Origin of the sequence: Apilactobacillus waqarii, from assembly GCF_019061205.1 — a bacterium.
In the GTDB taxonomy this organism is placed as follows: Bacteria; Bacillota; Bacilli; order Lactobacillales; family Lactobacillaceae; genus Apilactobacillus; species Apilactobacillus waqarii.
The window spans coordinates 122,453-143,297 of sequence record NZ_JAHQYH010000002.1; the positions used below are offsets into that span (position 1 = coordinate 122,453).

At 36.8% G+C, this 20,845-nt stretch carries 24 protein-coding genes; 13 read left to right on the plus strand and 11 right to left on the minus strand.

The genetic code is table 11. The features are described 5' to 3' along the window. Positions 1–93 precede the first annotated feature (93 nt). The 3 genes from KTJ72_RS01955 to KTJ72_RS01965 all read left to right on the plus strand — a co-directional run bounded on the left by KTJ72_RS01955 (position 94) and on the right by KTJ72_RS01965 (position 2,548). Positions 94–684 (plus strand): DUF1003 domain-containing protein, encoded by a 591-nt coding sequence (locus KTJ72_RS01955; RefSeq protein WP_217304012.1) that lies wholly within the window; start codon positions 94–96, stop codon positions 682–684. Between the two features lie 181 nt (positions 685–865). Continuing rightward, positions 866–2,092 (plus strand): MFS transporter, encoded by a 1,227-nt coding sequence (locus KTJ72_RS01960; RefSeq protein ID WP_217304013.1) that lies wholly within the window; start codon positions 866–868, stop codon positions 2,090–2,092. A 132-nt stretch (positions 2,093–2,224) separates the two neighbouring features. After that, the gene (locus KTJ72_RS01965) at positions 2,225–2,548 is read left to right on the plus strand and encodes a hypothetical protein (protein ID WP_041153142.1); all 324 of its coding nucleotides are present in this window, start codon (positions 2,225–2,227) and stop codon (positions 2,546–2,548) included. Positions 2,549–2,619: 71 nt separating this feature from the next. Here KTJ72_RS01965 and KTJ72_RS01970 read toward each other — a convergent pair whose 3' ends face one another. The 3 genes from KTJ72_RS01970 to KTJ72_RS01980 all read right to left on the minus strand — a co-directional run bounded on the left by KTJ72_RS01970 (position 2,620) and on the right by KTJ72_RS01980 (position 4,665). Next, positions 2,620–3,057, minus strand: coding sequence for an Rrf2 family transcriptional regulator (locus tag KTJ72_RS01970; protein WP_217304014.1), 438 nt, complete (start codon positions 3,055–3,057; stop codon positions 2,620–2,622). Then, positions 3,057–3,911, minus strand: a complete 855-nt coding sequence (locus tag KTJ72_RS01975; protein WP_217304015.1) for an NAD(P)H-binding protein — start codon at positions 3,909–3,911, stop codon at positions 3,057–3,059. The genes KTJ72_RS01970 and KTJ72_RS01975 overlap by 1 nt, the downstream gene beginning before the upstream one ends. Positions 3,912–4,026: 115 nt before the next feature. After that, positions 4,027–4,665, minus strand: a complete 639-nt coding sequence (locus tag KTJ72_RS01980) for a TM2 domain-containing protein (RefSeq protein WP_094750675.1) — start codon at positions 4,663–4,665, stop codon at positions 4,027–4,029. 143 nt (positions 4,666–4,808) lie between these two features. On the opposite strand from KTJ72_RS01980, the gene KTJ72_RS01985 reads away from it, so the two are divergent. Together KTJ72_RS01985 and KTJ72_RS01990 are read left to right on the plus strand one after the other, a co-directional pair. Continuing rightward, entirely contained in the window at positions 4,809–5,246 is a 438-nt protein-coding gene (locus KTJ72_RS01985; RefSeq protein ID WP_057198520.1) for a DUF805 domain-containing protein, read from the plus strand. A gap of 50 nt (positions 5,247–5,296) precedes the next feature. After that, a complete protein-coding gene (locus KTJ72_RS01990) occupies positions 5,297–5,743 on the plus strand; it encodes a DUF805 domain-containing protein (RefSeq protein WP_080768550.1) in 447 nt (148 codons plus the stop codon). 33 nt (positions 5,744–5,776) lie between these two features. Here the strand turns inward: KTJ72_RS01990 and alsS are convergent, their stop codons facing one another. Next, a complete protein-coding gene (alsS, locus tag KTJ72_RS01995; protein ID WP_217304016.1) occupies positions 5,777–7,450 on the minus strand; it encodes an acetolactate synthase AlsS in 1,674 nt (557 codons plus the stop codon). A gap of 156 nt (positions 7,451–7,606) precedes the next feature. Between alsS and KTJ72_RS02000 the strand changes: the two genes are divergently transcribed. Further along, positions 7,607–8,020, plus strand: coding sequence for a MarR family winged helix-turn-helix transcriptional regulator (locus KTJ72_RS02000; protein ID WP_041153137.1), 414 nt, complete (start codon positions 7,607–7,609; stop codon positions 8,018–8,020). Positions 8,021–8,045: 25 nt separating this feature from the next. On the opposite strand, the gene KTJ72_RS02005 is transcribed toward KTJ72_RS02000, so the two are convergent. The 4 genes from KTJ72_RS02005 to KTJ72_RS02020 form a co-directional block, all read right to left on the minus strand. Next, entirely contained in the window at positions 8,046–8,792 is a 747-nt protein-coding gene (locus tag KTJ72_RS02005; protein ID WP_217304017.1) for a CAP domain-containing protein, read from the minus strand. Positions 8,793–8,995: 203 nt separating this feature from the next. Continuing rightward, a complete protein-coding gene (locus tag KTJ72_RS02010; protein ID WP_191976494.1) occupies positions 8,996–9,823 on the minus strand; it encodes a YdcF family protein in 828 nt (275 codons plus the stop codon). Positions 9,824–10,096: 273 nt separating this feature from the next. Beyond that, positions 10,097–11,119 carry an SEC10/PgrA surface exclusion domain-containing protein gene (locus tag KTJ72_RS02015; RefSeq protein ID WP_057198514.1) on the minus strand — a complete coding sequence of 341 codons (1,023 nt, stop codon included), beginning with the start codon at positions 11,117–11,119 and terminating at the stop codon, positions 10,097–10,099. A 10-nt stretch (positions 11,120–11,129) separates the two neighbouring features. Then, positions 11,130–11,285, minus strand: coding sequence for a hypothetical protein (locus tag KTJ72_RS02020; RefSeq protein ID WP_198178084.1), 156 nt, complete (start codon positions 11,283–11,285; stop codon positions 11,130–11,132). A gap of 228 nt (positions 11,286–11,513) precedes the next feature. On the opposite strand from KTJ72_RS02020, the gene KTJ72_RS02025 reads away from it, so the two are divergent. The 4 genes from KTJ72_RS02025 (at position 11,514) to KTJ72_RS02040 (ending at position 14,564) form a co-directional block, all read left to right on the plus strand. Further along, the gene (locus KTJ72_RS02025) at positions 11,514–12,734 is read left to right on the plus strand and encodes an MFS transporter (RefSeq protein WP_094750499.1); all 1,221 of its coding nucleotides are present in this window, start codon (positions 11,514–11,516) and stop codon (positions 12,732–12,734) included. 62 nt (positions 12,735–12,796) lie between these two features. Continuing rightward, the gene (locus KTJ72_RS02030; protein ID WP_041153131.1) at positions 12,797–13,051 is read left to right on the plus strand and encodes a hypothetical protein; all 255 of its coding nucleotides are present in this window, start codon (positions 12,797–12,799) and stop codon (positions 13,049–13,051) included. A gap of 86 nt (positions 13,052–13,137) precedes the next feature. Next, a complete protein-coding gene (locus KTJ72_RS02035) occupies positions 13,138–14,172 on the plus strand; it encodes an NADH:flavin oxidoreductase/NADH oxidase (protein ID WP_057198510.1) in 1,035 nt (344 codons plus the stop codon). Between the two features lie 110 nt (positions 14,173–14,282). Beyond that, positions 14,283–14,564: a hypothetical protein gene (locus KTJ72_RS02040; protein ID WP_041153129.1), complete on the plus strand. Its 282-nt coding sequence runs from the start codon at positions 14,283–14,285 to the stop codon at positions 14,562–14,564. Positions 14,565–14,597: 33 nt separating this feature from the next. On the opposite strand, the gene KTJ72_RS02045 is transcribed toward KTJ72_RS02040, so the two are convergent. Continuing rightward, positions 14,598–15,200: a DUF3862 domain-containing protein gene (locus KTJ72_RS02045; RefSeq protein WP_041153128.1), complete on the minus strand. Its 603-nt coding sequence runs from the start codon at positions 15,198–15,200 to the stop codon at positions 14,598–14,600. A 176-nt stretch (positions 15,201–15,376) separates the two neighbouring features. Between KTJ72_RS02045 and KTJ72_RS02050 the strand changes: the two genes are divergently transcribed. Next, entirely contained in the window at positions 15,377–15,889 is a 513-nt protein-coding gene (locus tag KTJ72_RS02050; RefSeq protein WP_053792116.1) for a type 1 glutamine amidotransferase domain-containing protein, read from the plus strand. A gap of 33 nt (positions 15,890–15,922) precedes the next feature. Here the strand turns inward: KTJ72_RS02050 and KTJ72_RS02055 are convergent, their stop codons facing one another. Further along, entirely contained in the window at positions 15,923–16,492 is a 570-nt protein-coding gene (locus tag KTJ72_RS02055; protein ID WP_034535314.1) for a TetR/AcrR family transcriptional regulator, read from the minus strand. Positions 16,493–17,151: 659 nt separating this feature from the next. On the opposite strand from KTJ72_RS02055, the gene KTJ72_RS02060 reads away from it, so the two are divergent. Beyond that, a complete protein-coding gene (locus tag KTJ72_RS02060) occupies positions 17,152–17,874 on the plus strand; it encodes an MIP/aquaporin family protein (protein WP_217304018.1) in 723 nt (240 codons plus the stop codon). Positions 17,875–18,831: 957 nt separating this feature from the next. Further along, positions 18,832–19,545 carry an acetolactate decarboxylase gene (gene budA / locus KTJ72_RS02065; RefSeq protein WP_217304019.1) on the plus strand — a complete coding sequence of 238 codons (714 nt, stop codon included), beginning with the start codon at positions 18,832–18,834 and terminating at the stop codon, positions 19,543–19,545. Positions 19,546–19,583: 38 nt separating this feature from the next. Here budA and KTJ72_RS02070 read toward each other — a convergent pair whose 3' ends face one another. Then, positions 19,584–20,750, minus strand: coding sequence for a hypothetical protein (locus KTJ72_RS02070; RefSeq protein WP_217304020.1), 1,167 nt, complete (start codon positions 20,748–20,750; stop codon positions 19,584–19,586). Positions 20,751–20,845: the final 95 nt, after the last annotated feature.

Below are 20,845 nucleotides of genomic sequence, written 5' to 3' on the forward strand. Positions count from 1 at the left end.
TGCCATAGCTTTTTTGCTGCAAGTTTTTATCTTTGTATATTGGACTAATAAAGTATAGACTTTTGTTTATACATATTTTAGGGAGTTGAAACAATGGAAAATTACGCACAACAATATGCTGATATTAAAAAATCGATGCGCAAAGACGAGGCGGCTTTTAACAAAATTGACCGTCGTTTAACCCAAAAAATTAACAACGAAGATTTTAAAGTAATCGATGCAGACCAGGCACTACAAGAAAACTATACATTTGGGAAACGCCTAGCCGATAAGGTTGCCAAAGTCGGTGGATCATGGGGATTCGTAATATCTTTCGTCGTCTTTTTAGTAGGTTGGATGATTATTAACGTCATGCAACTATTTGGTTGGCATTTTGATCCATACCCATTCATTCTTTTGAACTTAGCACTTTCTTGTATTTCCGCCATTCAAGCACCCATCATCATGATGAGCCAAAACCGTGCCGGGGAAAAGGATGACCTAGACCGTCGAAACGACTACCACGTTAACCTCCGTTCCGAAGAAGAATTGAAGCTATTGCATGCTAAGGTTGATTTACAAACTAAGTACAATAAGCACCAAAGCCAGTTGAATCAATTACAAATGGAAATGTTGATCCGTATCGAAGCTTCACAACGTGAGAAGAACATCGAAGATAATTTACAAAACGAAAAGGATGATTAATTAGTTAATCATCCTTTTTTTGTTTTCCGAACGTTATTAAGAGGAAGTAGTGTTTTTATCGTAAATATTGATTAAAAATATAAAAATGTTGCCATTTTTGTGATGAAGTAGCATAATATACGTATATTATAAAAATAAATCGAATTAATGTTCGTGATTATGCGAAAAGAGGAACTTATAGATGGATGTCATTAATGAATCAAAGCACTTCAGTTTTGATCAAAAAAAGACGCTTGCCTCCACGACGGTTGGTTTTGCACTAGAAAATATGGATAGCATGTTCTTATCATTCGCTCTATCATCAATGATTTTGAGTTTACATATCAGTCCCGCAGCGGCAGGACTTACTTCGACAATCACCAATTTAGGAAAACTATTTGGTGGATTATTATTCGGAATTTTGGCCGATCGATTCGGTCGTGTCAAAATCTTCTCACATACGATTTTCTTGTTCGCGATTGCGACAGGATTACTATTCTTTGCTCACAATATTTATGAAATCTATCTACTAAGATTTCTAGCCGGAGTTGGTTCCGGTGGTGAATTTGGGGCAGGGGTGTCACTTATTTCTGAACACTTCCAAGGCTTTAAGGTCGGAAAAATCATTTCCTTCTCAGCCGCCGGTGGTCAAATGGGTGGAATCATGGCAGCGATTATCGCTTCCATTGTTCTTCCAATGTTTGGCTGGAACACATTATTCTTATTCGGATTAATTCCGGTTGCCTTGGCTTACTTCATTCGTCGTCATCTAAAGGAAAGTCCGGTTTATGAAGCGGAAGTAAAGAAGAACAACAAGCTTCCACATGTTTCCTTTTCTGAACTATTTAAGACACCACAATTGGCATGGCAAACTATCGTCATCACCATCATGGTGATTGTTGAAAACGCCGGTTATTACGGTCTAATGATCTGGTTACCAACCATCATGCAAAAGCAACTGCATGTATCAATTTCAAAGTCATCACTATGGATGATTGTCACAATCGTCGGTATTAGTTTGGGAATGATTAGCTTTGGTTACATCATGGACAAGATTGGTCCTAGGGTGGCATTCGCATTCTTCATGCTATCAGCTGCCGTTGCCATTTATGGAATTGCGATTGCGCACAGTGCAATGATGTTACTAGTATTTAGCGCATTCGCCGGCTTCTTCGCTGCTGGTTTCTATGGTGGATTTGGTGCCATCATCAGTCGCCTATATCCTACCAACATTAGAACCACTGCCAACAACATGATCATGGCAATTGGTAAGTCAGTTGGTGGTTTTTCACCGGTATTAATGGGATTATTAATGGCTAAATTCTCATTGATTCAAATCATGGTCTTTATGTCACTAATGTATCTAGTTGCTGTTATCGCCATGTTGACACTAAAGAAGCTTAGAAACTTTAACCATGGTTACATGTAAAATAAATAAAAAGTGAATTTGATATAAGTAAAAATTGACCTTGTGTCTATTTTTAGTTATTATTAAGTTAAGAAATAATTATAAAATGATTAGACATGATTATTTTCATTCATATTTAGGGGGATTTTCATAATGGATAACGGTTCAAACAACCAACAACCAGATTTTCAACAACAAAATGGTCAACCAAACGGTGGTAACCAATCAATCTACATCAACCAAGCTAAGGCTAATGGTATCGGTACTGCCGGTTTCGTATTATCATTAATTGCTTTGTTGGTTACTTCATGGATTCCATTTGTTGACTTCGTTGTATGGCTACTAGGTGCCATCTTCTCAATTATTGGTTTATTCAAGCAACCTAAGGGACTTGCAATTGCAGGTACTATCATTTCATTTATTGGTATTATCTTCATCTTGTTCGTACTATCATTTATCGGTGCAGCATTAGCTTAATACTAGTAAGATAAAGGTGCTTGATTTGATCGATGATTAAAACAAGTACATAAATAAAAAAGCACTATCCATTAGGATAGTGCTTTTTTATTGCCGTCAACGACATCTTTGACGATATCGGCGAGGGTGATTTTGCTCATTTCGACTTCGGCTTGTTGTTGCACTTCATCGTATGCCTTATGCAAAGCAGATTGAATGTTGGCCCCAACAGGACATTGTTGATTAGTTTCTTCATCAACGTGGAATAAGTCGGGTTCATCGATTGCTTTGTAGACATCGAGAAGGGTGATTTCAAAAGTTGGTTTGCTTAATGATACGGCAGCACGGCCGGGTTCGCTCCTGATTAATCCAGCATTTTTGAGTGAAGACATTAGACGACGCACAAGACTAGGATTGGAATTAATGCTACCAGCAATTGCACGACTTGATAAATCATCTTCGACGATCTCAGTTGCTCCAATGTAGGTCAAAATATGAACAGCATCACTTAAACGGTGTGAATACTTCATTATTTGATAACCTTCTTGATTGCGTCTTCGATTGGAGTAAGTGAATGGCTAATTACAGCAGTTAAGTCATTTGTTTCTTCATCCAATTGGCCATCGGCGATTAATTCTTGAATGTCTGAAACAATTCCAACAGTGGCATCATCTAGTCCAGATTCTCTTAGACCATTCTTATAGTCTTCAGCTGATGCTGAGATAACAGGGAAGTCCTTGCCGGTTGCCTTCTTTAATGCTTCTGCTAAGTCAGCATAAGTACGACGTTGACCGGCAAATTCGTAGATTTCTTTTGGTGACTTGCTTAATAGGACACGAACTGCACCTTCAGCGTATTCTGCTTCTAGTGCCCAACCAACATGACCGTCACCAGCACCGTAAACAAATGGTTGGCCTTCACTGGCAGGCTTTAGCACAGTCACTTCGTTTTCTAGATACCAGTTGTTACGAACGAATGCATGCGCGATGCCGCTTTCCTTGATGGCTGCTTCTGTTTGAGTGTGATCATGTGATAGGAAGTTATCGGCAGTTTCTGCGTGGGGGAAACTAGTGTAAACGATGAATTCAACACCAGCTTTCTTAGCGGCATCAATCACATTTTGGTGTTGAGTCATACGAGGTAGGACAGGGCTTGGTTGTGATGAGACAAACAATAGCTTGTCGATTCCTTCAAGTGATTCTGCCATTTGATCAGGGTTACCGTAATCGAAAGGACGAACATCGAGACCAGCTGGAAGTTGTTTTTCAGCCTTTTCAACGTTTCTTGCTAATGCGACGATATCTGTTCTGTGGACGTTTTTCATTAAAACTTTAATTGCTTCTTTACCAAAATTACCGGTAACAGCACTAATTGCGTATTTCATAATTTCATCAACCCTTCTAGTTGTTACTTTATAATTAACATGTTACATATAAGATAACAGGTGGTTAAAAATAATGCAACAAAAAAGCTCCCATTTTTTGGAAGCTTTCAAAATTTTATTCTTTTGGTTTGCTGAAGTCAGTAAAGTCACCATCTATATCATTTACAGATTGAGCACTTGATGAATCACTAGTTTGTTGTGGTTCAACGTTGGCTGATGATGATTGATTGTTGACTGATTCGCTGTTGATAGGTTGACCATTCTTAGGATCAAAGTTGTTTTGTTGTTGACCTTGAGTTGGTTGTTGGGGGTGTTGTGTTTGATTGCTGTAATTTACAAATGAAGCACCATTGAATGAAGCGTAGTTAATCCCACTTAACTCTTCAACTGATTTACCAGTAATTTGGTTAATTCCCCTGTAAGCGGCTTGTAGACGGCTTTCCTTTAACCATGATTGGATTGAGAATGCATCAACAATCCACCAAATCCAAACAGCACTTAGGAATCCAAAACCGATTATCAGGATGAGTGTGACCCATCCTATAATTTCTAGAGTTAGCATTAAAGCAGCATATGGCTTCTTAAATAGGAAACGGTGGGCACCTAATTGTCCTAAAAATACCCATAGTAACCATGCGGCAACAGGACTAACGGAATTATTTTCAACATAATCATTAACCATTAGTTGTTCTTGGGTAGATAATTTCTTACGTGCAGCGAAAACTTGTTGTTCTAAAATATCGACATTGTTCATATAAAAATCCCCCTAAATATCTTATGCAACTTTGATTATACCATCATTAGATATGGCAAAGCATTCTTAATAATTTCTTAGATTGATTTTTTGTGAATGATTAATTAATATGTACATAGAATAAAAAAAGGGGAAATATAATTATGATTAAAGCATACAAACAATTTTGGAAAAACTATTTTAACTTCACTGGAGTAAGTACCAGATCAGAATTCTGGTGGGTATTCTTAATTAACACCATTATCTACGCAATCTTTGCACTAGCATTCGGTGGTGTTGCAGTTGTTACTTCATTCGCAACCGGCCATGCTGACAAGTCATTCGGTATTGCAGCTCTAATTGGTGTCGCAGTATGTATCTTATACTTACTAGCATCAATAATTCCTACTATTTCACTATACTTCCGTCGTTACCGTGATGCAGGTGTAACACCATGGTTCCTACTAATTACTTACGGTGTTCCTGCTGTATTAAAGGGTTCAAACATTTACGATAAATATGTACTAGTTCAAACCCTAGTTCTAATTATTTCAATCATTGGTTTCATTATTCTTGTAATGCCAAGCAAAGATAGAAAATAATTAAAAAAAAGGGCGGTGAACCGCTCTTTTTTTGTGTCATAGTATAAGAAATGTTGATACAAATTTATTATACTGTAACTCTATCTGTAAAAAAATTTGGATGTGATGAAATGCTTAACTTTCTTAAAGGTTTCTCAATGTATTGGACTAGATACTTTGATTTTAAAGGTCGTAGTACCAGATCAGAGTTTTGGTGGAGTTTTTTAGGATTAACAATTATAACAGGAATTATTGCAGGAATTGAACAAGTTGATATTAAGTTAGGTCTGTTTATTTATCTTATTTTTTCTATTTTTACCATTATTCCAAACATTTCTCAATATGTGAGGCGTTTCAGAGATATCGGGATAAGTCCATATTGGGTGATTATTACATTTATCATACCCTCTTTACTGGTTTATACCATTAAACATCTACCTTGGTATTTACAAGTGATTGATATCGTATTAATCCTTTCGGATATTGTTTTATCAATTCTACCAAGTAAAGAAGAATAAAAAAGAGCTAGAAAAATCTAGCTCTTTTTTTATTTAGTTTAGTTCGTTTGGAATTAATTTAGTCTTTAGTTCGATGTTGTCTTTGTAATCGACTGGAATTTCGATGATTACTGGGCCATTGATGTCCTTGGCGCGGTTTAAAGCACTGTTTAAATCATCAACGCTGTTGGCACGGATACCGGTAGCTCCAAAACTTTCAGCGTATTTAACATAGTCAACGTAACCGAATTTAACTCCGGCATCGTGACCATATTTCGCAACTTCTTGGAACTTAACCATGTCGTAGTAACCATCGACCCAAATCAATTGAATGATGTTTAGGTTTAGACGAACGGCGGTTTCTAGTTCTTGTCCCGAGAATAGGAATCCACCATCTCCAGAAATTGAGATGACTGGTTCGTTTGGATGAGTTAAGGCAGCACCGATGGCCCATGGAAGTGATACCCCAAGTGTTTGCATACCGTTACTGAATAGTAAATGACGTGGCTTGTAAGTCTTGAAGTATCGTCCCATCCAGATGTAGTGACTGCCGATATCGACAGTTACGATGGTATTTTCACTGACGAATTTTTGAAGCGATTGAATCACTGAAATAGGGTGCAAACCGTTTTCGGTGGTTTCGTGAACTTCTTCGATGGTTTCGGTGAAGTGGTCACGTAACTTATGGAGATGATCGGTAACTTCCTTGGAAAGTTCCATTGAATCATCGATGTATTCGGTTAATGCGTCGATACTTTCTGCAATGTCGGCATTAACAATGATACTTGGTTGGTATTCAGCAGTGATTTCTGGGGAAACTGTATCGATGTTAATTACTTGGGTGTGAGCTTGGTTCCAGTTTCTGGCTTCGTATTCGACTGGATCGTAACCAATGGCAATCACTAAGTCACTATTCTTCAAGATGGTGTCACCAATTTGGTTATCAAACAAACTCACACGACCGTAGTAATTATCAACAAGTTCTTTTGAAATGACACCAGCACCTTGGTAGGTTTCAACGACTGGAATGGAGAACTTATGTAGCAATTTGTGGAGAGCAGCACTGACTTCAGGAGTGGATGCGCGCATACCTGCTAAAATAACTGGTTGTTTGGAGTTTTCGATTAAATGAGCAATTTCTTTCATGCGTGTCTTATCAACACTACCGTTGGTAATCTTAGGTAGTTTATCGATTACTGGGCGGGATACTTCGTCGCCTAAGACATCTTGAGGAACCGAGATGAAGGCAGCACCTTTCTTAGGTGATTGGGCGGTGATGTATGCGTTTGAAAAGGTTTCTGAGATGTTGTTGGCATCTTGGACTTCAACGCTAGTCTTGGTAGCACTTTTTAGTAAGTCGGCAGAGTTAATACTTTGGTGGGTAAGACGTAATAAATCATCTCGTTTTACTTGGCCACCAATGGCAATAATCGGGTCACCTTCAGAGGTAGCGGTGATTAATCCGGTTGCTAGGTTGGAAACGCCGGGTCCAGAGGTAACGGCAACGACGCCGGGTTCTCCGGTTAAACGACCGATTGAAGCGGCGATGAATGCGGCATTTTGTTCATGACGAGTAACGATTAGTTTAGGTGTTCTTTCGTCATCGAAATCTTGTAGGTCTTCGAATAGTTGATCGACTTTGGCGCCGGGAATACCGAAGACGTATTTAATGTTTTGATTGATCATGCTTTGAATCAAAGCTTTTGATCCGGTAGTGGGTTTATCCATAATATCACCTCAAATATGATAAATAATTCTGACAGATTGAATGAATTCTGATACTCTAGAATAGTAAATAACATTATAGGTCAATTTAATTGACCTTTCTATAATAATAGCACTATTCTATATAAGGTCAACTTAATTGACCTAAAGGAGAATAAAATGATCGATAAAAAGAAATTAATGGTCTTTTACTTTGCGTATCAAGAAATCAATCGAATCGTCGATTTATCAAAGTATAACCTAACTTCAAATCAACAAAAAATGTTATTCTCAATTGATACAATTGATGAGATTACAATCAAACAATTACTACAAATCTTAGATATTTCAAAACAGGCGTTAAACGTGGCGTGCCGAGATTTGCGAGAACGTAATCTGGTTTATACTGGACCAGCCAAATCTGATAAGAGAAAAAAAGTCGTGTATTTAACAGATGATGGACGAAAATTAATCGAAAAGATTGAAGCTGAACAGTTGAACTTTATCAACGCCATTTGTAATAGTACTAACTACAACTGGGAAGATACGATGAAGAAGTTAACCAATAGCTATCTAGAAGACATTCAAAAATAAAAAACGTTGCTTAGTAGCAACGTTTTTATTTTGTCTCTATAACGACATAGTAGTTATTTGATTGGTTGGTTTGACCGTTTAAGATGGTGGTATTCTTGGCAGAAACACCAATCTTGGTGATATTACCATCGGTTAATAACTTGGTGTAGTTTTCATCTGAACTATTTGAGACATCGGAATACAAAATCCAACTTAGTGAGGTTCCGCGGTAGTTATTTTCATCACTGAATTGCCAGTAGGAAACACTATCGGAATTAGATGGAATTGGACTGTTTTGGATTGAAGTAATTTTGTTGTTGGCATCTTTTTCCAGATCAAAGTCTAATTGAAGAGGAGCCAGGCCATTATAGTTTCTAGCTGTATTAATAACACCAATTGTATTAACAGCCATTTGATGGTTAAATGATGCGGTCTTATTCAACTGAATGGCACCATGCCAAGCGTATCCGATTAGTTGATGATTTTGGTAAAGGGCTTGGTAGATTGCTTGGATTTTTTTGCCTTTTTTGTATTTTTGAACGTGGTAACTGGTACCAACGGTTACTGGTTGATCTTGTAATTTGGATAATCGTTTGGCATGCTTAGTAAACGTTAAATCAGTGTATAAATATTCATAGTGTTTTGAATTGATGACCCCGACACCATGATTGTTCTCGTCTGATACACTGTAAATATATGGTTTAGTATTTTTAGCCTTAGCGAAAGCTTCATAACCGTTTGTCGATACCGCCAGGGTAGAGAAAAAGGTTAATAAAATTAAGAATTTTTTCATTGATACACCTTCTTTGTTGATAATAGTATAGCAGTAATAATATAGAATAAATGTTAAACTATGGTTACAAAAAAGAGGTAAGAATATGAAACAAGATAAACTATTGGTAGCCGCAATGGTATTCGTGGGAATTATCCTGTTAGCGTGTGTTGTGGCTTATGTAGCATAAATAAAAAAGCATCGAAAAAAACGATGCTTTTTTATTATATTTTATTAACTATAGAAATTACGACAAACAATAGGATGACTAATAGGTTAGCAAGCTTGTGTCTCATTAAAATGGCAATGAATTCTCTGATAATGGCATTTGGTAGAAAAAATCCGCTGGTCTTTGATCCGATTCCATTAATTTTCATGCCGGCATTCTTAGCGTAAGCTGTGGCACGGTAGATGTGATAGTTGTTGGAAACGAAGATACCGTTATTTGAATCTAGTTTGTATCTGTCGACAATCTTCTTGGAAAACGCGAAGTTTTGAATCGTGTTGACTGACTTATCTTCCGCGACAACGTCATCTGGATTGATGCCTTTTTGAAGCACATAGTCTCTCATGGCCACACCCTCTGGAATCTTTTCGTCGCCACCTTGACCACCGGAACAGATGATTAGGGGATGCTTGTCAGAAACACTGATTTGGTTTTGATAGAAATCAATCGCACGGTCGATTCGAGATGCCAGTAGTGGTGAGACCTCGTTTCCGTTTAGCAAACCAGCTCCCAAGACAATGATGAAGTCCTTGTCTGGTTTGGGACGATAGAAGTTACAAATCCAAACGGAAAGGGAAAAAATCAAGAAAATACTAATGATGTAAAATGAACTCATTTCAGTAAAGTGTTCAATCATTAAGTTGTACGGCTTGGGAATTAGTTTTCTTAAGAATAGAAAACTTAATAGTGGATAAATCAACAAGAATACACCAATTATTAATGTTAGTAGGTTGGCTAATGAATGGTTTTCTCTTCTCCAAACAATAATTCCATTCCAAATCAATAGAACTGCATGAAGAGCATATATTAGCGTTAATACAATCATAATTAGCAAAGTAAGTATTAAAAATACGGAGTGTAGTATTTTGCTGTTGCTTATGAGAGAGAAAAACATGACGTTTCCAGTTAGAGCGAATAGTGTCATTAAAAATAAGAATCCGTTCCAAAAAGAAGCCTTATTTTTATAAAACGACCAACATAGTAGTCCAATGCAAATTATTAATGTTAGTGGTATAAAATACATATATATCATCCTCATCTATTAGGATAAAAAAGCTCACAAATTATTTGTGAGCTTTTTGTTTATCTCCATTCTACACTATACAAGTGCTCCTGGAACATATTTCTTATTAACTAATTTGTTGTGTGGCACCATCACAAAGTGAATACCACCAAACTTATCGAAAGAAACGGCAAAGTAGTTTGGTTGATACTTTTTATGGATGTCTAAATTCATTAGAGCAGTTGCATGACCCCAATATGAAGGACCATCTTCAAATAATTGAAGAGCAATTGAATTGTATACGGCATGCTTTAAAGCAGCCATAGTTACTACACGTTTCTTAAGCTTAGTGCTAGTTAAAGCAAATGATGGGTTATCACTGTAATTTTCTTCTGCAACGTCAGAAATGTTATATTTCTTAGATGCGACGGATCTTGTTCTTAAGTCATGGCCAGTTTTTTTACCGGTGTTGTTCCAGTTGTCCTTGCTATAAACATCGGCGAATGTTTGAGCAACAGCAATGGTATTCTTAGAAGATTTGTACTGAATTCCCTTAGCTTGCTTGATTGCAGGATTTAGAATACTTAGGGCGAATTGAGTAAGTTCTTTTCTTTGACTGTAAGTCATTTTATTTAGGTTAACATTTCTACTTAAATCTTTCTTACTTGGTGTAAATGAGTTAATTGCTAGCCCCTTTAGACCAATTTTACCCATTGCCACTTGCAACTTGTAGTTACCGATTGATTTTTCGCTAGCTGCTTTTTTTAGTGTAGCGTTAGTATAACCCTTTGGTAATTTGATTACGTTTTTAGGATTCTTTTTAGCGTTATAGTTAATTTTAGTTACAAAATTAGCATCAGAACCAGGATCGGTAACTTGATTGCCAGAAACCTTCATTGCTTGAGTTGGAATGAAGTTATTCAAGTCAGCGGTAGTTAGCTTACTGATTGATTTAGTAGTTGCGATTTTGGCATCATCAGTAGTTTGTTGTTTAAATTTTTTAATTAATGTAGATTCTTTTTTAGTAGAGCTTGCGTGAGTAGTTACAGCTGGTGCTGATGAAGCAATCACAGAACCGATTAACGCAGCAGCAGCGATCATTTTAATTGTCTTTTTCATATTTTTTCACCTATTTAATTCCTAATAAATATACAGCTAATCCAACCAGGATTACCCCAATTACAACAATAAATAAACCAAATTTAATTAGTTTACCACCGATTCCATCCCAAGCAGGTTGATTTGACATCGCGCGAAGCTTGAAGAAGAACCATCCAATTCCCATACAAATGGCGCCAAATAGAAAAACACCATACGCAAAAAGCATAAAAAAGCTTTGAGTTTGTTGCATTACCTTCACCCCTTATTGAAAGTTTTGTTTAGAATATATTATCATAGTTTACATTTAGCTCAAATATATAGATACAATCTTAAAAATTACTTAATAATTACAGAAAATATCCTTAAGTGTTATAATTTTTAATTATGTATTCAAGATTTCAATAATAAGGAGATGAGTTCACCCTTGGGTGATCGAGCGATAAATTGGAAACAAAACCTAAATGTCTTGTGGTTTGGGACATTTGTAGCTGGAATCGGATTTAGTAGTATTAGTCCTTTCATTGCATTATTTATAGGTCAACTGGGCGATTACAACGCCACTCAAACATCCATTTACAGTGGGATGGCATTTGCAGCACCATTTCTTGTTAAGATGATTGTTTCACCATTGTGGGGAATCCTAGCTGATAAGTATGGTCGAAAGCCAATGTTACTTAGAGCATCCTTGGGAATGGCCGTCGTAATTGGTGCAATGAGTCTTGTAACTAGTGCATGGCAATTAATTATCCTACGTCTTTTACAAGGTGTCTTTTCAGGATTCATCAGTAACGCCAATGCCTTAGTGGCTGCCGAAACACCAAAGAGTCATGTGGGGCAGGCTTCTGGAAAACTATCGACAGGAAACGTATCTGGAACATTAATCGGACCAATGATTGGTGGATTAATCGCCGATACATTTGGCTACCGTTATACATTTTTGATTACCGGTCTAGCAATGTTGGTTGCATTTATCCTAAGTATCTTTTTTGTTCATGAAAACTTTAAACCAGTGCCACACGAAAAAGGGGAAAAGCAACCCCATTTCTTATCTGGAATTCCAACTAAGCAAATCTTATTTGGAATGTTCTTAACCACCTTATTTATTCAAGCAACTAATAACTCAATCTCACCAATCTTGAGTTTGTACGTTAAACAATTGGATCCGACATCGACCAACATTGCGTTGACCGCCGGAATTATACAAGCCATCAACGGGGTGGCGATGATATCAGTCGCTCCATTCTTTGGCCGTTTGGGTGATAAGATTGGTTCACATCAAATATTGAAATTTGGGCTAGTATTTTCAATGGGTGTCTTCTTCCTAACAACATTCGTGCAAAACGTCTGGCAACTAGGGACCTTGCGTTTTCTAATCGGGATTTCCGATGCGGCATTGTTGCCGACGGTTCAGGCAATCCTAGCTAAGTACAGTCCACATGACCGAATCAGTCAGGTCTTTAGTTGGAACCAAAGCTTCCAAGCAGCTGGAAACGTCACTGGACCAATGATTGGTTCAGCAGTTGTTTTAATCGGCGGATATCGTGGTGTGTTCATTGCTACCACTATTCTAGCAGGGATTAACTTGTTCCTAGTTCGTAAGAATATTAAGTCAATTGAAACTGACAAGAACTAAATATTTGTTAATTGATGAAACATCATTATAATTAATAAGATAGTATTTGGAGGTGGATTGCGATGACTAGAGAAGAAATTGACAACAATTTACTAACATTAAAAAGAACGCGTTCACACATCATAAACGCACTAGATGGTACCAATAGGGACAGTAATGTTATTCGAGATATCGACCATTTGGTGGAATACTTAAATGAAACAGATGAACGTGAAATAACACAAGAATATGTTGATCGTAAGTTTAGAATCATCAAAGGTGAAATTAACTGTTCACTTGATTGTTTCAATAACGCGATGAAAGCATTGATTAAGTAGACATCCGAGAGGGTGTCTTTTTTCTTTTATTTTAATAATTATCCGAGTATAATAGCTTACATTAAGTAAGCGAAAGGAAGATGAATATGTCAAAATTACTTGCACCGGCAAATGTTGGTGGACTATCTCTTAAGAATCGAGTAGTGATGTCACCAATGTGTACATATGAAGTGATTCGTGAAAATGGAATTGCTACACCATTTCACTTTGCTCACTATGGGATGCGTGCAATTAGTGGTGTTGGTTTAATCATTACCGAATCAACTGCCGTGGATCCAAGAGGGCGTATTAGTAACAACGACCTAGGGTTATGGAATGACGAACAAGTTAGTGAATTCAGTCGTTTGGTTGACTCTCTTCACTACCTAGGTTCAAAGGTAGGGGTTCAATTGAACCATGCTGGTAGAAAGGCTGCCGATGAAGATGTTCCGGTTGCACCAAGCGCAATCGCATTTAGCGACGACAGCAATACACCTGTTGAACTAAGTAAGGAAGATATCGCAAATATAGTTAACGAATTCGGTCAAGCTGCTAAACGAGCTAGCGATGCTGGAGTTGACATGGTCGAAATTCATGGTGCCCACGGTTACTTGCTGAACCAATTCTTATCAGCCGTTTCCAACAAGCGTGATGACGAATACGGTGGTAGTCTAGAAAATCGTTTCCGCATTGTTTCTGAAGTCATTGATGCTGTGAAGGCTAACTTTGCTGGTCCTGTCTGGATTCGTTTATCACTAACCGATTACGATGACAGTGGACTACAAAACACTATGGCTGACTGGCAACAAATCGGTAAGTGGTTAGAAGAAGCCGGCATAAAACTAATCGACGTTTCAACCGGTGGATTACTTCCAAAAGGACCTAACTTCCCAGTTCATGACGGATATCAAACTCCATTTGCCACTGAACTTAAAAAAGCGGTAAATATTGATGTCTCAACTGTTGGTTTGCTAGACAACCCTGGTTTAGCCGAATACATTCTACAAAACGACCAAGCCGATTTGATTATGGAAGGACGCGCATTGCTAAGAAACACTAACTGGTTGGCAGATGCTGCAAAAGAACTACATGATCATGATTTTAAGGTCTTTGATGCGTCATACGAACGTGGCCAAAAGTAAAAATAAAAAGATATCCAGATGGATATCTTTTTTTATTGGTAAAATTTTGTCATCTAATTTTAATTTGTTATATAATTATTCTATTACAGCGAATAAAATGAGGTGATTATATGTATTGGACAGACGAAAGAATTATGACATACCGTGCGAAGATTAAGGGGGCATGGTACGTTCAAAAATTCCAACAATACTATCAATTCGACCTTCGTAAACCAGAAGATAAGATGAGAATGTATCGTCAATTGGAACCCAAAACAATTAAGTCCTATTTTGATGATTTAATCGACACCTACGAAAAGCAATTCCTGGAACAACTAGATAACATGAGCACCGATGATCTATTGGAAACACTAGATTCATTAAGGGATGAAGGATATATTGATATCATGTAAAAAAGAACCGATATAATATCGGTTCTTTTTTTATTAGTTATTAGTATTTAGACTAACAGATTGCTTTTCGCTAAGCTTTTTGTCCTTAAAGGTAAGGTTGTAGGCGTGTGAATTGTCATATTGGTAGGTCATAAATGACATTCCATCAGCTTCTTGTTGTGAAAGAGGTGAGCCTAGAGTTGCTTGAGCGTCAGAGAATGAAGTGTTTTTAGCAAGTTTTTCAATCTTTGCCTTCTTGACGATTTTAGCAGCGGTGTTTTGTTGATAACCCTTGCTTAAAACCTTGTCCTTGTAAACAATTACAAATATGTATTGTAGTTGTGCATTGCCACCCATTTGCCAAGTGTATTGCTTTGCTTGAGCATTGTTGGTAAGGGTAGTGTCGGTAGTCTTGGAAGGGTTTCCTAGTAGGCTAACGACCTTCTTATAACTTGAACCACCGTGTAATTGTTGATCGGTGTACTTGATTTGTTGGTACTTTTCTAATGAGATGCCTGAAGTGTTTAGGGCATCTGACAGGGAAGGCTTTGGACCGGAAATGGTTTGGTTGGTATCTTCAGCCTTCTTCTTACCACAAGCACTTAATACTAGTAGGCACGTAAAAAGCGCAAGGAAAATCTTAAAAGTTTTATTCATACTATATCTCCTCAATATGTTCTATTAGTATTTTAATCAAATTAGGGGCTAAATATCAATAATTTAAATTATTTATTCATAATTTAATCATGATTTTTTTACAAACCAAAAACTTGTAATAAATGCTTTTCCCTAATACCATGGATGGTGAAGAAAGAAAAAAGGAGGTTGTATCTATGAGTAAGATTGCTGCAATTGTTACCAGCGGATACGAAGATTCTGAATTAACTTCACCTATGAAGGCATTAAAGGATGCAGGTCATGAAGTTGAAATCATCGAAGACATGGCCGGAAACACAATTACCGGTGAACATGGCGATACACAAAAGGTTGATCTGGGTATCGACGACGCCAACTTCGATGATTATGACGCATTGCTATTACCCGGCGGAGGCTCTCCAGATGCATTGAGAGCAGATGATCGTTTCAATGATTTTGTAAAACGTTTCCTATTGGCTAATAAGCCTGTGTTTGCAATTTGTCACGGTCCTCAATTCTTTATTCAAACCGGTTTGGCAAGTGAATTGAAGTTGACTGCATACACAACAATCAGATATGACCTATTCTATGCCGGTGCTGAAGTTCATGACGAACCAGTCGTAGTAGATGAAAAACACAAACTAGTCACAAGCAGAACTCCTGACGATTTAGATGCATTCAATGCTGAAATCGTTAAGTTCGTAAAATAATATGTAAAAAAAGAAGCCTTTTGGGCTTCTTTTTTATCTTCTGATGACAATTCCACAAATTTCAGTCATTGAAGTGTTGATTAGGCGGTAGAATACTTTCTTGAATTCTTCAACTGACAATGGAATTGGTTGTGAAATCCATGACATAATCGCGTCTAAAATGACTCTGAAGAAGAAAGTTAACACATAGTACTTAGGGATGCCATATTTTTTTTCATCGTAGTTCTCGAAGTAAGGAACTAGGAATTTGGAATAATGACTGCTTAAAAATGAGAATAGTTGAGGTTCGTAGAATTCGTATAGAACCTTGATGTATTCACGATCATCGTAGACGATTGGGAATACCTTTTCGCTTAGAATATAGAAAAAGTTATCATAGTTTTTATCAACGTTAACAAATTGTTCATCTAAAGAATGACTGATGCTAGTTTCGATGAAGTTAACGATGTCGATTTTATTCTTGAAGTGATTGTAAAAAGTACCACGAGAAATATTTGCGTTTTCGATGATGTCGTTTGTACTAATTGTGTTAATGTCTTGGTGAGCCGATAAATTTAGAAAAGACATTACGATTCTTTTCTTGGATTTGCTTTTAATAAACATTCTGATTAAATCCCCCTTATAAATTTTTACTATTCAGGGCTGAGTAATGTGAACTACATTAAATCTTTGCCATGCTTATAATTATAATCTTATCTAGCGAGATAAATACTTAAGTTTTTACAAATTTAATTAAGTTTATGCAAAAAAGTTTAAAATATATTTTAGTTAAGATTGATATAAAAAGTTTTTATAAAAGGGGCGTTTTTTATAAGCTAAGCTTAACTTAAAATTGTTGAATTATAAGTAACCATTAAATGCTTATAAAAAGTGGTTAAATAATCTTTATTAGTTATTGAAAAACGGCAGTGTGGGTCATATAATTATTTTTGCTGGGTTGTTAGCAAAATGTTGGCTTGATTATTTAAAATCTTAAGAAAATAACAATAATCAAAAAGTTATACACGCTGTCTAATAACTCGTTTCAACAAGATTATCGATATACTGTTATGGTTTAACATACTATCAACAAATTACTACATATGAATTTGGAAAAGAAATTATGGCGAGAGTTATAAGGTCGATTCGAATTTTACAACTCTTTTTTATGCCGCCAGATTGGTTTGTAGAAGCGTTGCCGTTTAAAAACGGATGGAAGAACTTGAGCAAGATAAAGATGATGGAGTAAATACTGTGTAGTTTATATAAAGGAGAAGAAAATTTTGGATCATTACACGCTATTAACTAGATGCATCGCTGAATTTATTGGAACAGCCATCATGGTCGCATTGGGTAACGGATCAGTTGCCAATGTCGAATTGAAGGGAACTAAAGGTTTCCATGGTGGATGGGTATTAATTGGCTTTGGTTACGGAATCGGGGTTATGATTCCAGCAATGATGTTTGCGACAATTTCCGGAGCCCAAATTAATCCAGCAATGACACTTGCTTTGGCTTTTACAAACCAATTCCCATGGCATGAAGTATTACCATATATTGTTGCTCAATTGTTAGGGGCAACGGTTGGTCAAATTGCGGTGGTACTTACTTACAAGCCATACTATGACAATACTACTAACTGTGAATGTGTTTTAGGAACTTTTGCAACCATTGACTCCGCTCACAGTTACCTAAATGGGTTCATTAACGAATTAATCGGAACCTTCCTGTTGGTATTAGGTGCCTTGGCAATGACTGCCGACAAACTAGATCCACGTGCTGACTTTATCGCGCTAGGTTTTCTAGTAATGTGTTTGGTTGTTTCATTCGGTGGCCCAACCGGACCAGCATTGAATCCAGCTAGAGATATTATGCCCAGAATTGTTCACGCCTTTTGTCCATTTAAGAACAAGGGTGGGTCACACTGGAAATATAGTTGGGTACCAATCATAGCTCCAATCATTGGAGCCACCCTAGCTGCAATCTTATACAAGGCCGTATTTTAAGCATTAAAAAATAAAAGAGAGGAAAATGTTAAGATTTTCTTCTCTTTTTTATTTTTGGTTAAGTTTTGAATGTATCAAATGGACCGGGTGTCCAATTGAAAAATTAAAAGCCTATTTTATAGCGGATTTTGCAAAGATTAATTTGATAAAAGTCTAGCAATTGCCGTTTTGACAGTGTTTTGTCAAAATTATATTATTGTCTTCGAAGAGTTGGTTAACGGATTAATCGTTAATTTTAACTGTTAAGATTGTTAGCTTTCTCTTTGTTTAATCTTTTTGGTTAAACTCTTGATGTTTATTTATTAGAATATGATTACTTGATTTAGATACCCCTAAATTTGTCTATCAAGTGATTTATGCACCTTCAGAATTGCTTAAAAATCGTGGAATTGTAGCATAACATAACACCAATAATAATAAATTTTGGAGGCGCATCGACTCACTAGGAACCACAACAAATTACTATCATGAAATCGTGTAACCTTAGTCTAACTTTCTTTGAGAACTTTATTCATACACTTTCTTATAAAACTATCTCTAGTTCTGTTACTTATCAAGTCGCGCTGGTAAGTAGTAGATCAAAAATCCGTTAATTTATGAATTTCCCCGAGTTTATAAATTAATTCTCTCGTCCAAAAGTAGATAAATAAAGTTAAAACATTTATTACGTTTGCATGTGTTCATATAAATATTATTATGCACTTTCATGGTATGCTCACTCCAGAAAAACGATTATGAATTCTTCCCTGAATATAATTAGTAAACAAAGAGCAAACCAGTTCTTACGTGAATCGATATTCCATAAATAAGCTGATCGTAAATTAAAATTATTCAAGGCACTGGGTGATTTTAATTTTTCCATCAATAACCGATACTGTCGTAGGTATCGGTTATTTTTTTATCCATTTTTAAGTGGTTGTGATAAACTTGAATAAATTAATTAGGAGATGAAAAGTAATGAATAATGCTAATTCCTTGTACCAATACGGTACATTAGCAATGTTAGTTCCCGGATTATTCGAAGGAACTCTACCACTAAAAGAACTATTAAAGCATGGTGACACTGGTATCGGTACTGGTGACGGTTTAGATGGTGAATTAGTTATCTTAAACGGTGTTGCTTATCAAATTAATGGTGACGGCAAGGTCAACGAATTAGACGACGACTTTATGGTGCCATTCGGTGACGTTCATTTTGCTAGCTTTGAACACTTAGCTAACGTGCATGCATTAGTTAAGATGGAAGACTTAGAAGAAAAAGTATCTTCTAAGCTAGACTGGAACAACGTTTTCTACGCTGTTAAGGCCCACGGAACTTTCAAGTCTGTTAAGACTAGATCAGTTCATAAGCAAGATAAACCTTACCCAACACTCGTTGAATGTGCTCACAAACAAAACGAATTCGAAGCTGAAGATGTTGAAGGAACTGTGATTGGATACTTCTCACCACAAATCTTCAATGGTGCAGCCGTTGGTGGATTCCATCTTCATTTCTTGGCTGACGACAAATCAGTAGGGGGCCATTTACTAGATTTTGAAATGGTTTCTGGTGACATTAAGGTTCAAAAACTTGATGAATTAGTGCAAAAACTACCATCATCAAATGATGACTTTATGAAACACGATTTCTCAAATGATGACATTGCCGGTGCCATCGGAGAAGCTGAATAAAAATAAAGAGGACTGACATATTGTCAGTCCTCTTTTTATTACTTAGCAGTAGTGGTATTGGTGTTGGTGTTGGTAGTACCAGTTGATTGGTTTGTGTTAGTAGTGTTTGAAGTGGTGGTGTTAGTTGAAGTAGTTTGCTTTGGTGTATATATTTCGCGGAATAACCATCCTTCTAATGAAGAAGCATAAACGTAAACCTTGTAGTTACCTTGTTTTTGGTTGTATTCGAACCATTGATCACCATTTGATGGGGTGTAAGTCTTTGGAAGAATTACACGACTGTCACCAGGGTTGTATAGAGATTGTAGTCCAGTGTTTCCATTAGCTAGTTTCAATACTAATGTGTTTGAAGTGATGGCGTAAGGTTGGTTGTTGTTGATGGCAACCTTGTAGCTCTTACCATCGATTACCAACATATCGTTTGAATCGTCGATTTTCATTGCCTTAACGGGGTCACCGAACTTAAGAACAGTCTTACCAGTGCCGATTGGGGCGTTTAATGCGTAGTATGCATCTTTTGCTTCCTTAGTGCTTAAATCATTGGTAGGAACAGTCTTCTTGCTGGTAGTGTAAACGGGAACACGTTTAATCCAGTTTGACTTAGTGGTCTTAGTAATCCAGATACCGTTCTTGATTTCAGGAACGCTTCCACCGATTAACATCCATTGACCGTTGTTTAATTTTCTAACTAAAATAACTTGGTTTTTAGCAATGGTACTCTTTTTGATAATCTTCTTGGATTGGATGGTGTTGTTCTTAACAGCGTATCCGTAAACGGTGGTCTTCTTGGTAACAGCGTATAAAGGAACGTTCTTGTTAGTGTTAGTAGTTACCTTGGTAGTCTTCTTAGCTGCAGTCTTTTTAACAACTTGTTTCATCCAAGTGGTTTTAGCTTGGCTAGTTGTTAGAACAGTATTTTTAGGAGTCTTAACACCGGTAATCTTCCAAGTGTTTCCCTTCAAGTGAGCGACAGAGATTTTGGCTCCCTTTTTGATGTTAACCTTCTTTAGAACTTTCTTAGAGATATTTTTCTTAACTACCTTGTGTTCAGTTGCCACAATTTTCTTAGTGGTGGTAACGACACGTGCTTGGTTCCAGTAGCTGGAAGATTTACTTGGTAGTGAGCTGGCATTGACAGCAACGGCTGGTGTGGAGATTAAGACAGCACCGGTTAGAGCGGTCATGATGCTTTTTTGAAACTTCATGTATGAATCCTTCTTTCATAATAAATATTATGACTATCTTAACTTATAATTAGATATTTTTCTACATTTTCATAGGAATGTAATCTTTTTTAATC

Bases quoted from the DNA above. Each gene is read 5' to 3' on its own strand.
- KTJ72_RS01955 (WP_217304012.1), top strand. From the start codon at position 94: ATGGAAAATTACGCACAACAATATGCTGATATTAAAAAATCGATGCGC.
- KTJ72_RS01960 (WP_217304013.1), top strand. From the start codon at position 866: ATGGATGTCATTAATGAATCAAAGCACTTCAGTTTTGATCAAAAAAAG.
- KTJ72_RS01965 (WP_041153142.1), top strand. From the start codon at position 2,225: ATGGATAACGGTTCAAACAACCAACAACCAGATTTTCAACAACAAAAT.
- KTJ72_RS01970 (WP_217304014.1), bottom strand. From the start codon at position 3,057: ATGAAGTATTCACACCGTTTAAGTGATGCTGTTCATATTTTGACCTAC.
- KTJ72_RS01975 (WP_217304015.1), bottom strand. From the start codon at position 3,911: ATGAAATACGCAATTAGTGCTGTTACCGGTAATTTTGGTAAAGAAGCA.
- KTJ72_RS01980 (WP_094750675.1), bottom strand. From the start codon at position 4,665: ATGAACAATGTCGATATTTTAGAACAACAAGTTTTCGCTGCACGTAAG.
- KTJ72_RS01985 (WP_057198520.1), top strand. From the start codon at position 4,809: ATGATTAAAGCATACAAACAATTTTGGAAAAACTATTTTAACTTCACT.
- KTJ72_RS01990 (WP_080768550.1), top strand. From the start codon at position 5,297: ATGTTGATACAAATTTATTATACTGTAACTCTATCTGTAAAAAAATTT.
- alsS (WP_217304016.1), bottom strand. From the start codon at position 7,450: ATGGATAAACCCACTACCGGATCAAAAGCTTTGATTCAAAGCATGATC.
- KTJ72_RS02000 (WP_041153137.1), top strand. From the start codon at position 7,607: ATGATCGATAAAAAGAAATTAATGGTCTTTTACTTTGCGTATCAAGAA.
- KTJ72_RS02005 (WP_217304017.1), bottom strand. From the start codon at position 8,792: ATGAAAAAATTCTTAATTTTATTAACCTTTTTCTCTACCCTGGCGGTA.
- KTJ72_RS02010 (WP_191976494.1), bottom strand. From the start codon at position 9,823: ATGATTGTATTAACGCTAATATATGCTCTTCATGCAGTTCTATTGATT.
- KTJ72_RS02015 (WP_057198514.1), bottom strand. From the start codon at position 11,119: ATGAAAAAGACAATTAAAATGATCGCTGCTGCTGCGTTAATCGGTTCT.
- KTJ72_RS02020 (WP_198178084.1), bottom strand. From the start codon at position 11,285: ATGGGAATTGGATGGTTCTTCTTCAAGCTTCGCGCGATGTCAAATCAA.
- KTJ72_RS02025 (WP_094750499.1), top strand. From the start codon at position 11,514: ATGAGTTCACCCTTGGGTGATCGAGCGATAAATTGGAAACAAAACCTA.
- KTJ72_RS02030 (WP_041153131.1), top strand. From the start codon at position 12,797: ATGACTAGAGAAGAAATTGACAACAATTTACTAACATTAAAAAGAACG.
- KTJ72_RS02035 (WP_057198510.1), top strand. From the start codon at position 13,138: ATGTCAAAATTACTTGCACCGGCAAATGTTGGTGGACTATCTCTTAAG.
- KTJ72_RS02040 (WP_041153129.1), top strand. From the start codon at position 14,283: ATGTATTGGACAGACGAAAGAATTATGACATACCGTGCGAAGATTAAG.
- KTJ72_RS02045 (WP_041153128.1), bottom strand. From the start codon at position 15,200: ATGAATAAAACTTTTAAGATTTTCCTTGCGCTTTTTACGTGCCTACTA.
- KTJ72_RS02050 (WP_053792116.1), top strand. From the start codon at position 15,377: ATGAGTAAGATTGCTGCAATTGTTACCAGCGGATACGAAGATTCTGAA.
- KTJ72_RS02055 (WP_034535314.1), bottom strand. From the start codon at position 16,492: ATGTTTATTAAAAGCAAATCCAAGAAAAGAATCGTAATGTCTTTTCTA.
- budA (WP_217304019.1), top strand. From the start codon at position 18,832: ATGAATAATGCTAATTCCTTGTACCAATACGGTACATTAGCAATGTTA.
- KTJ72_RS02070 (WP_217304020.1), bottom strand. From the start codon at position 20,750: ATGAAGTTTCAAAAAAGCATCATGACCGCTCTAACCGGTGCTGTCTTA.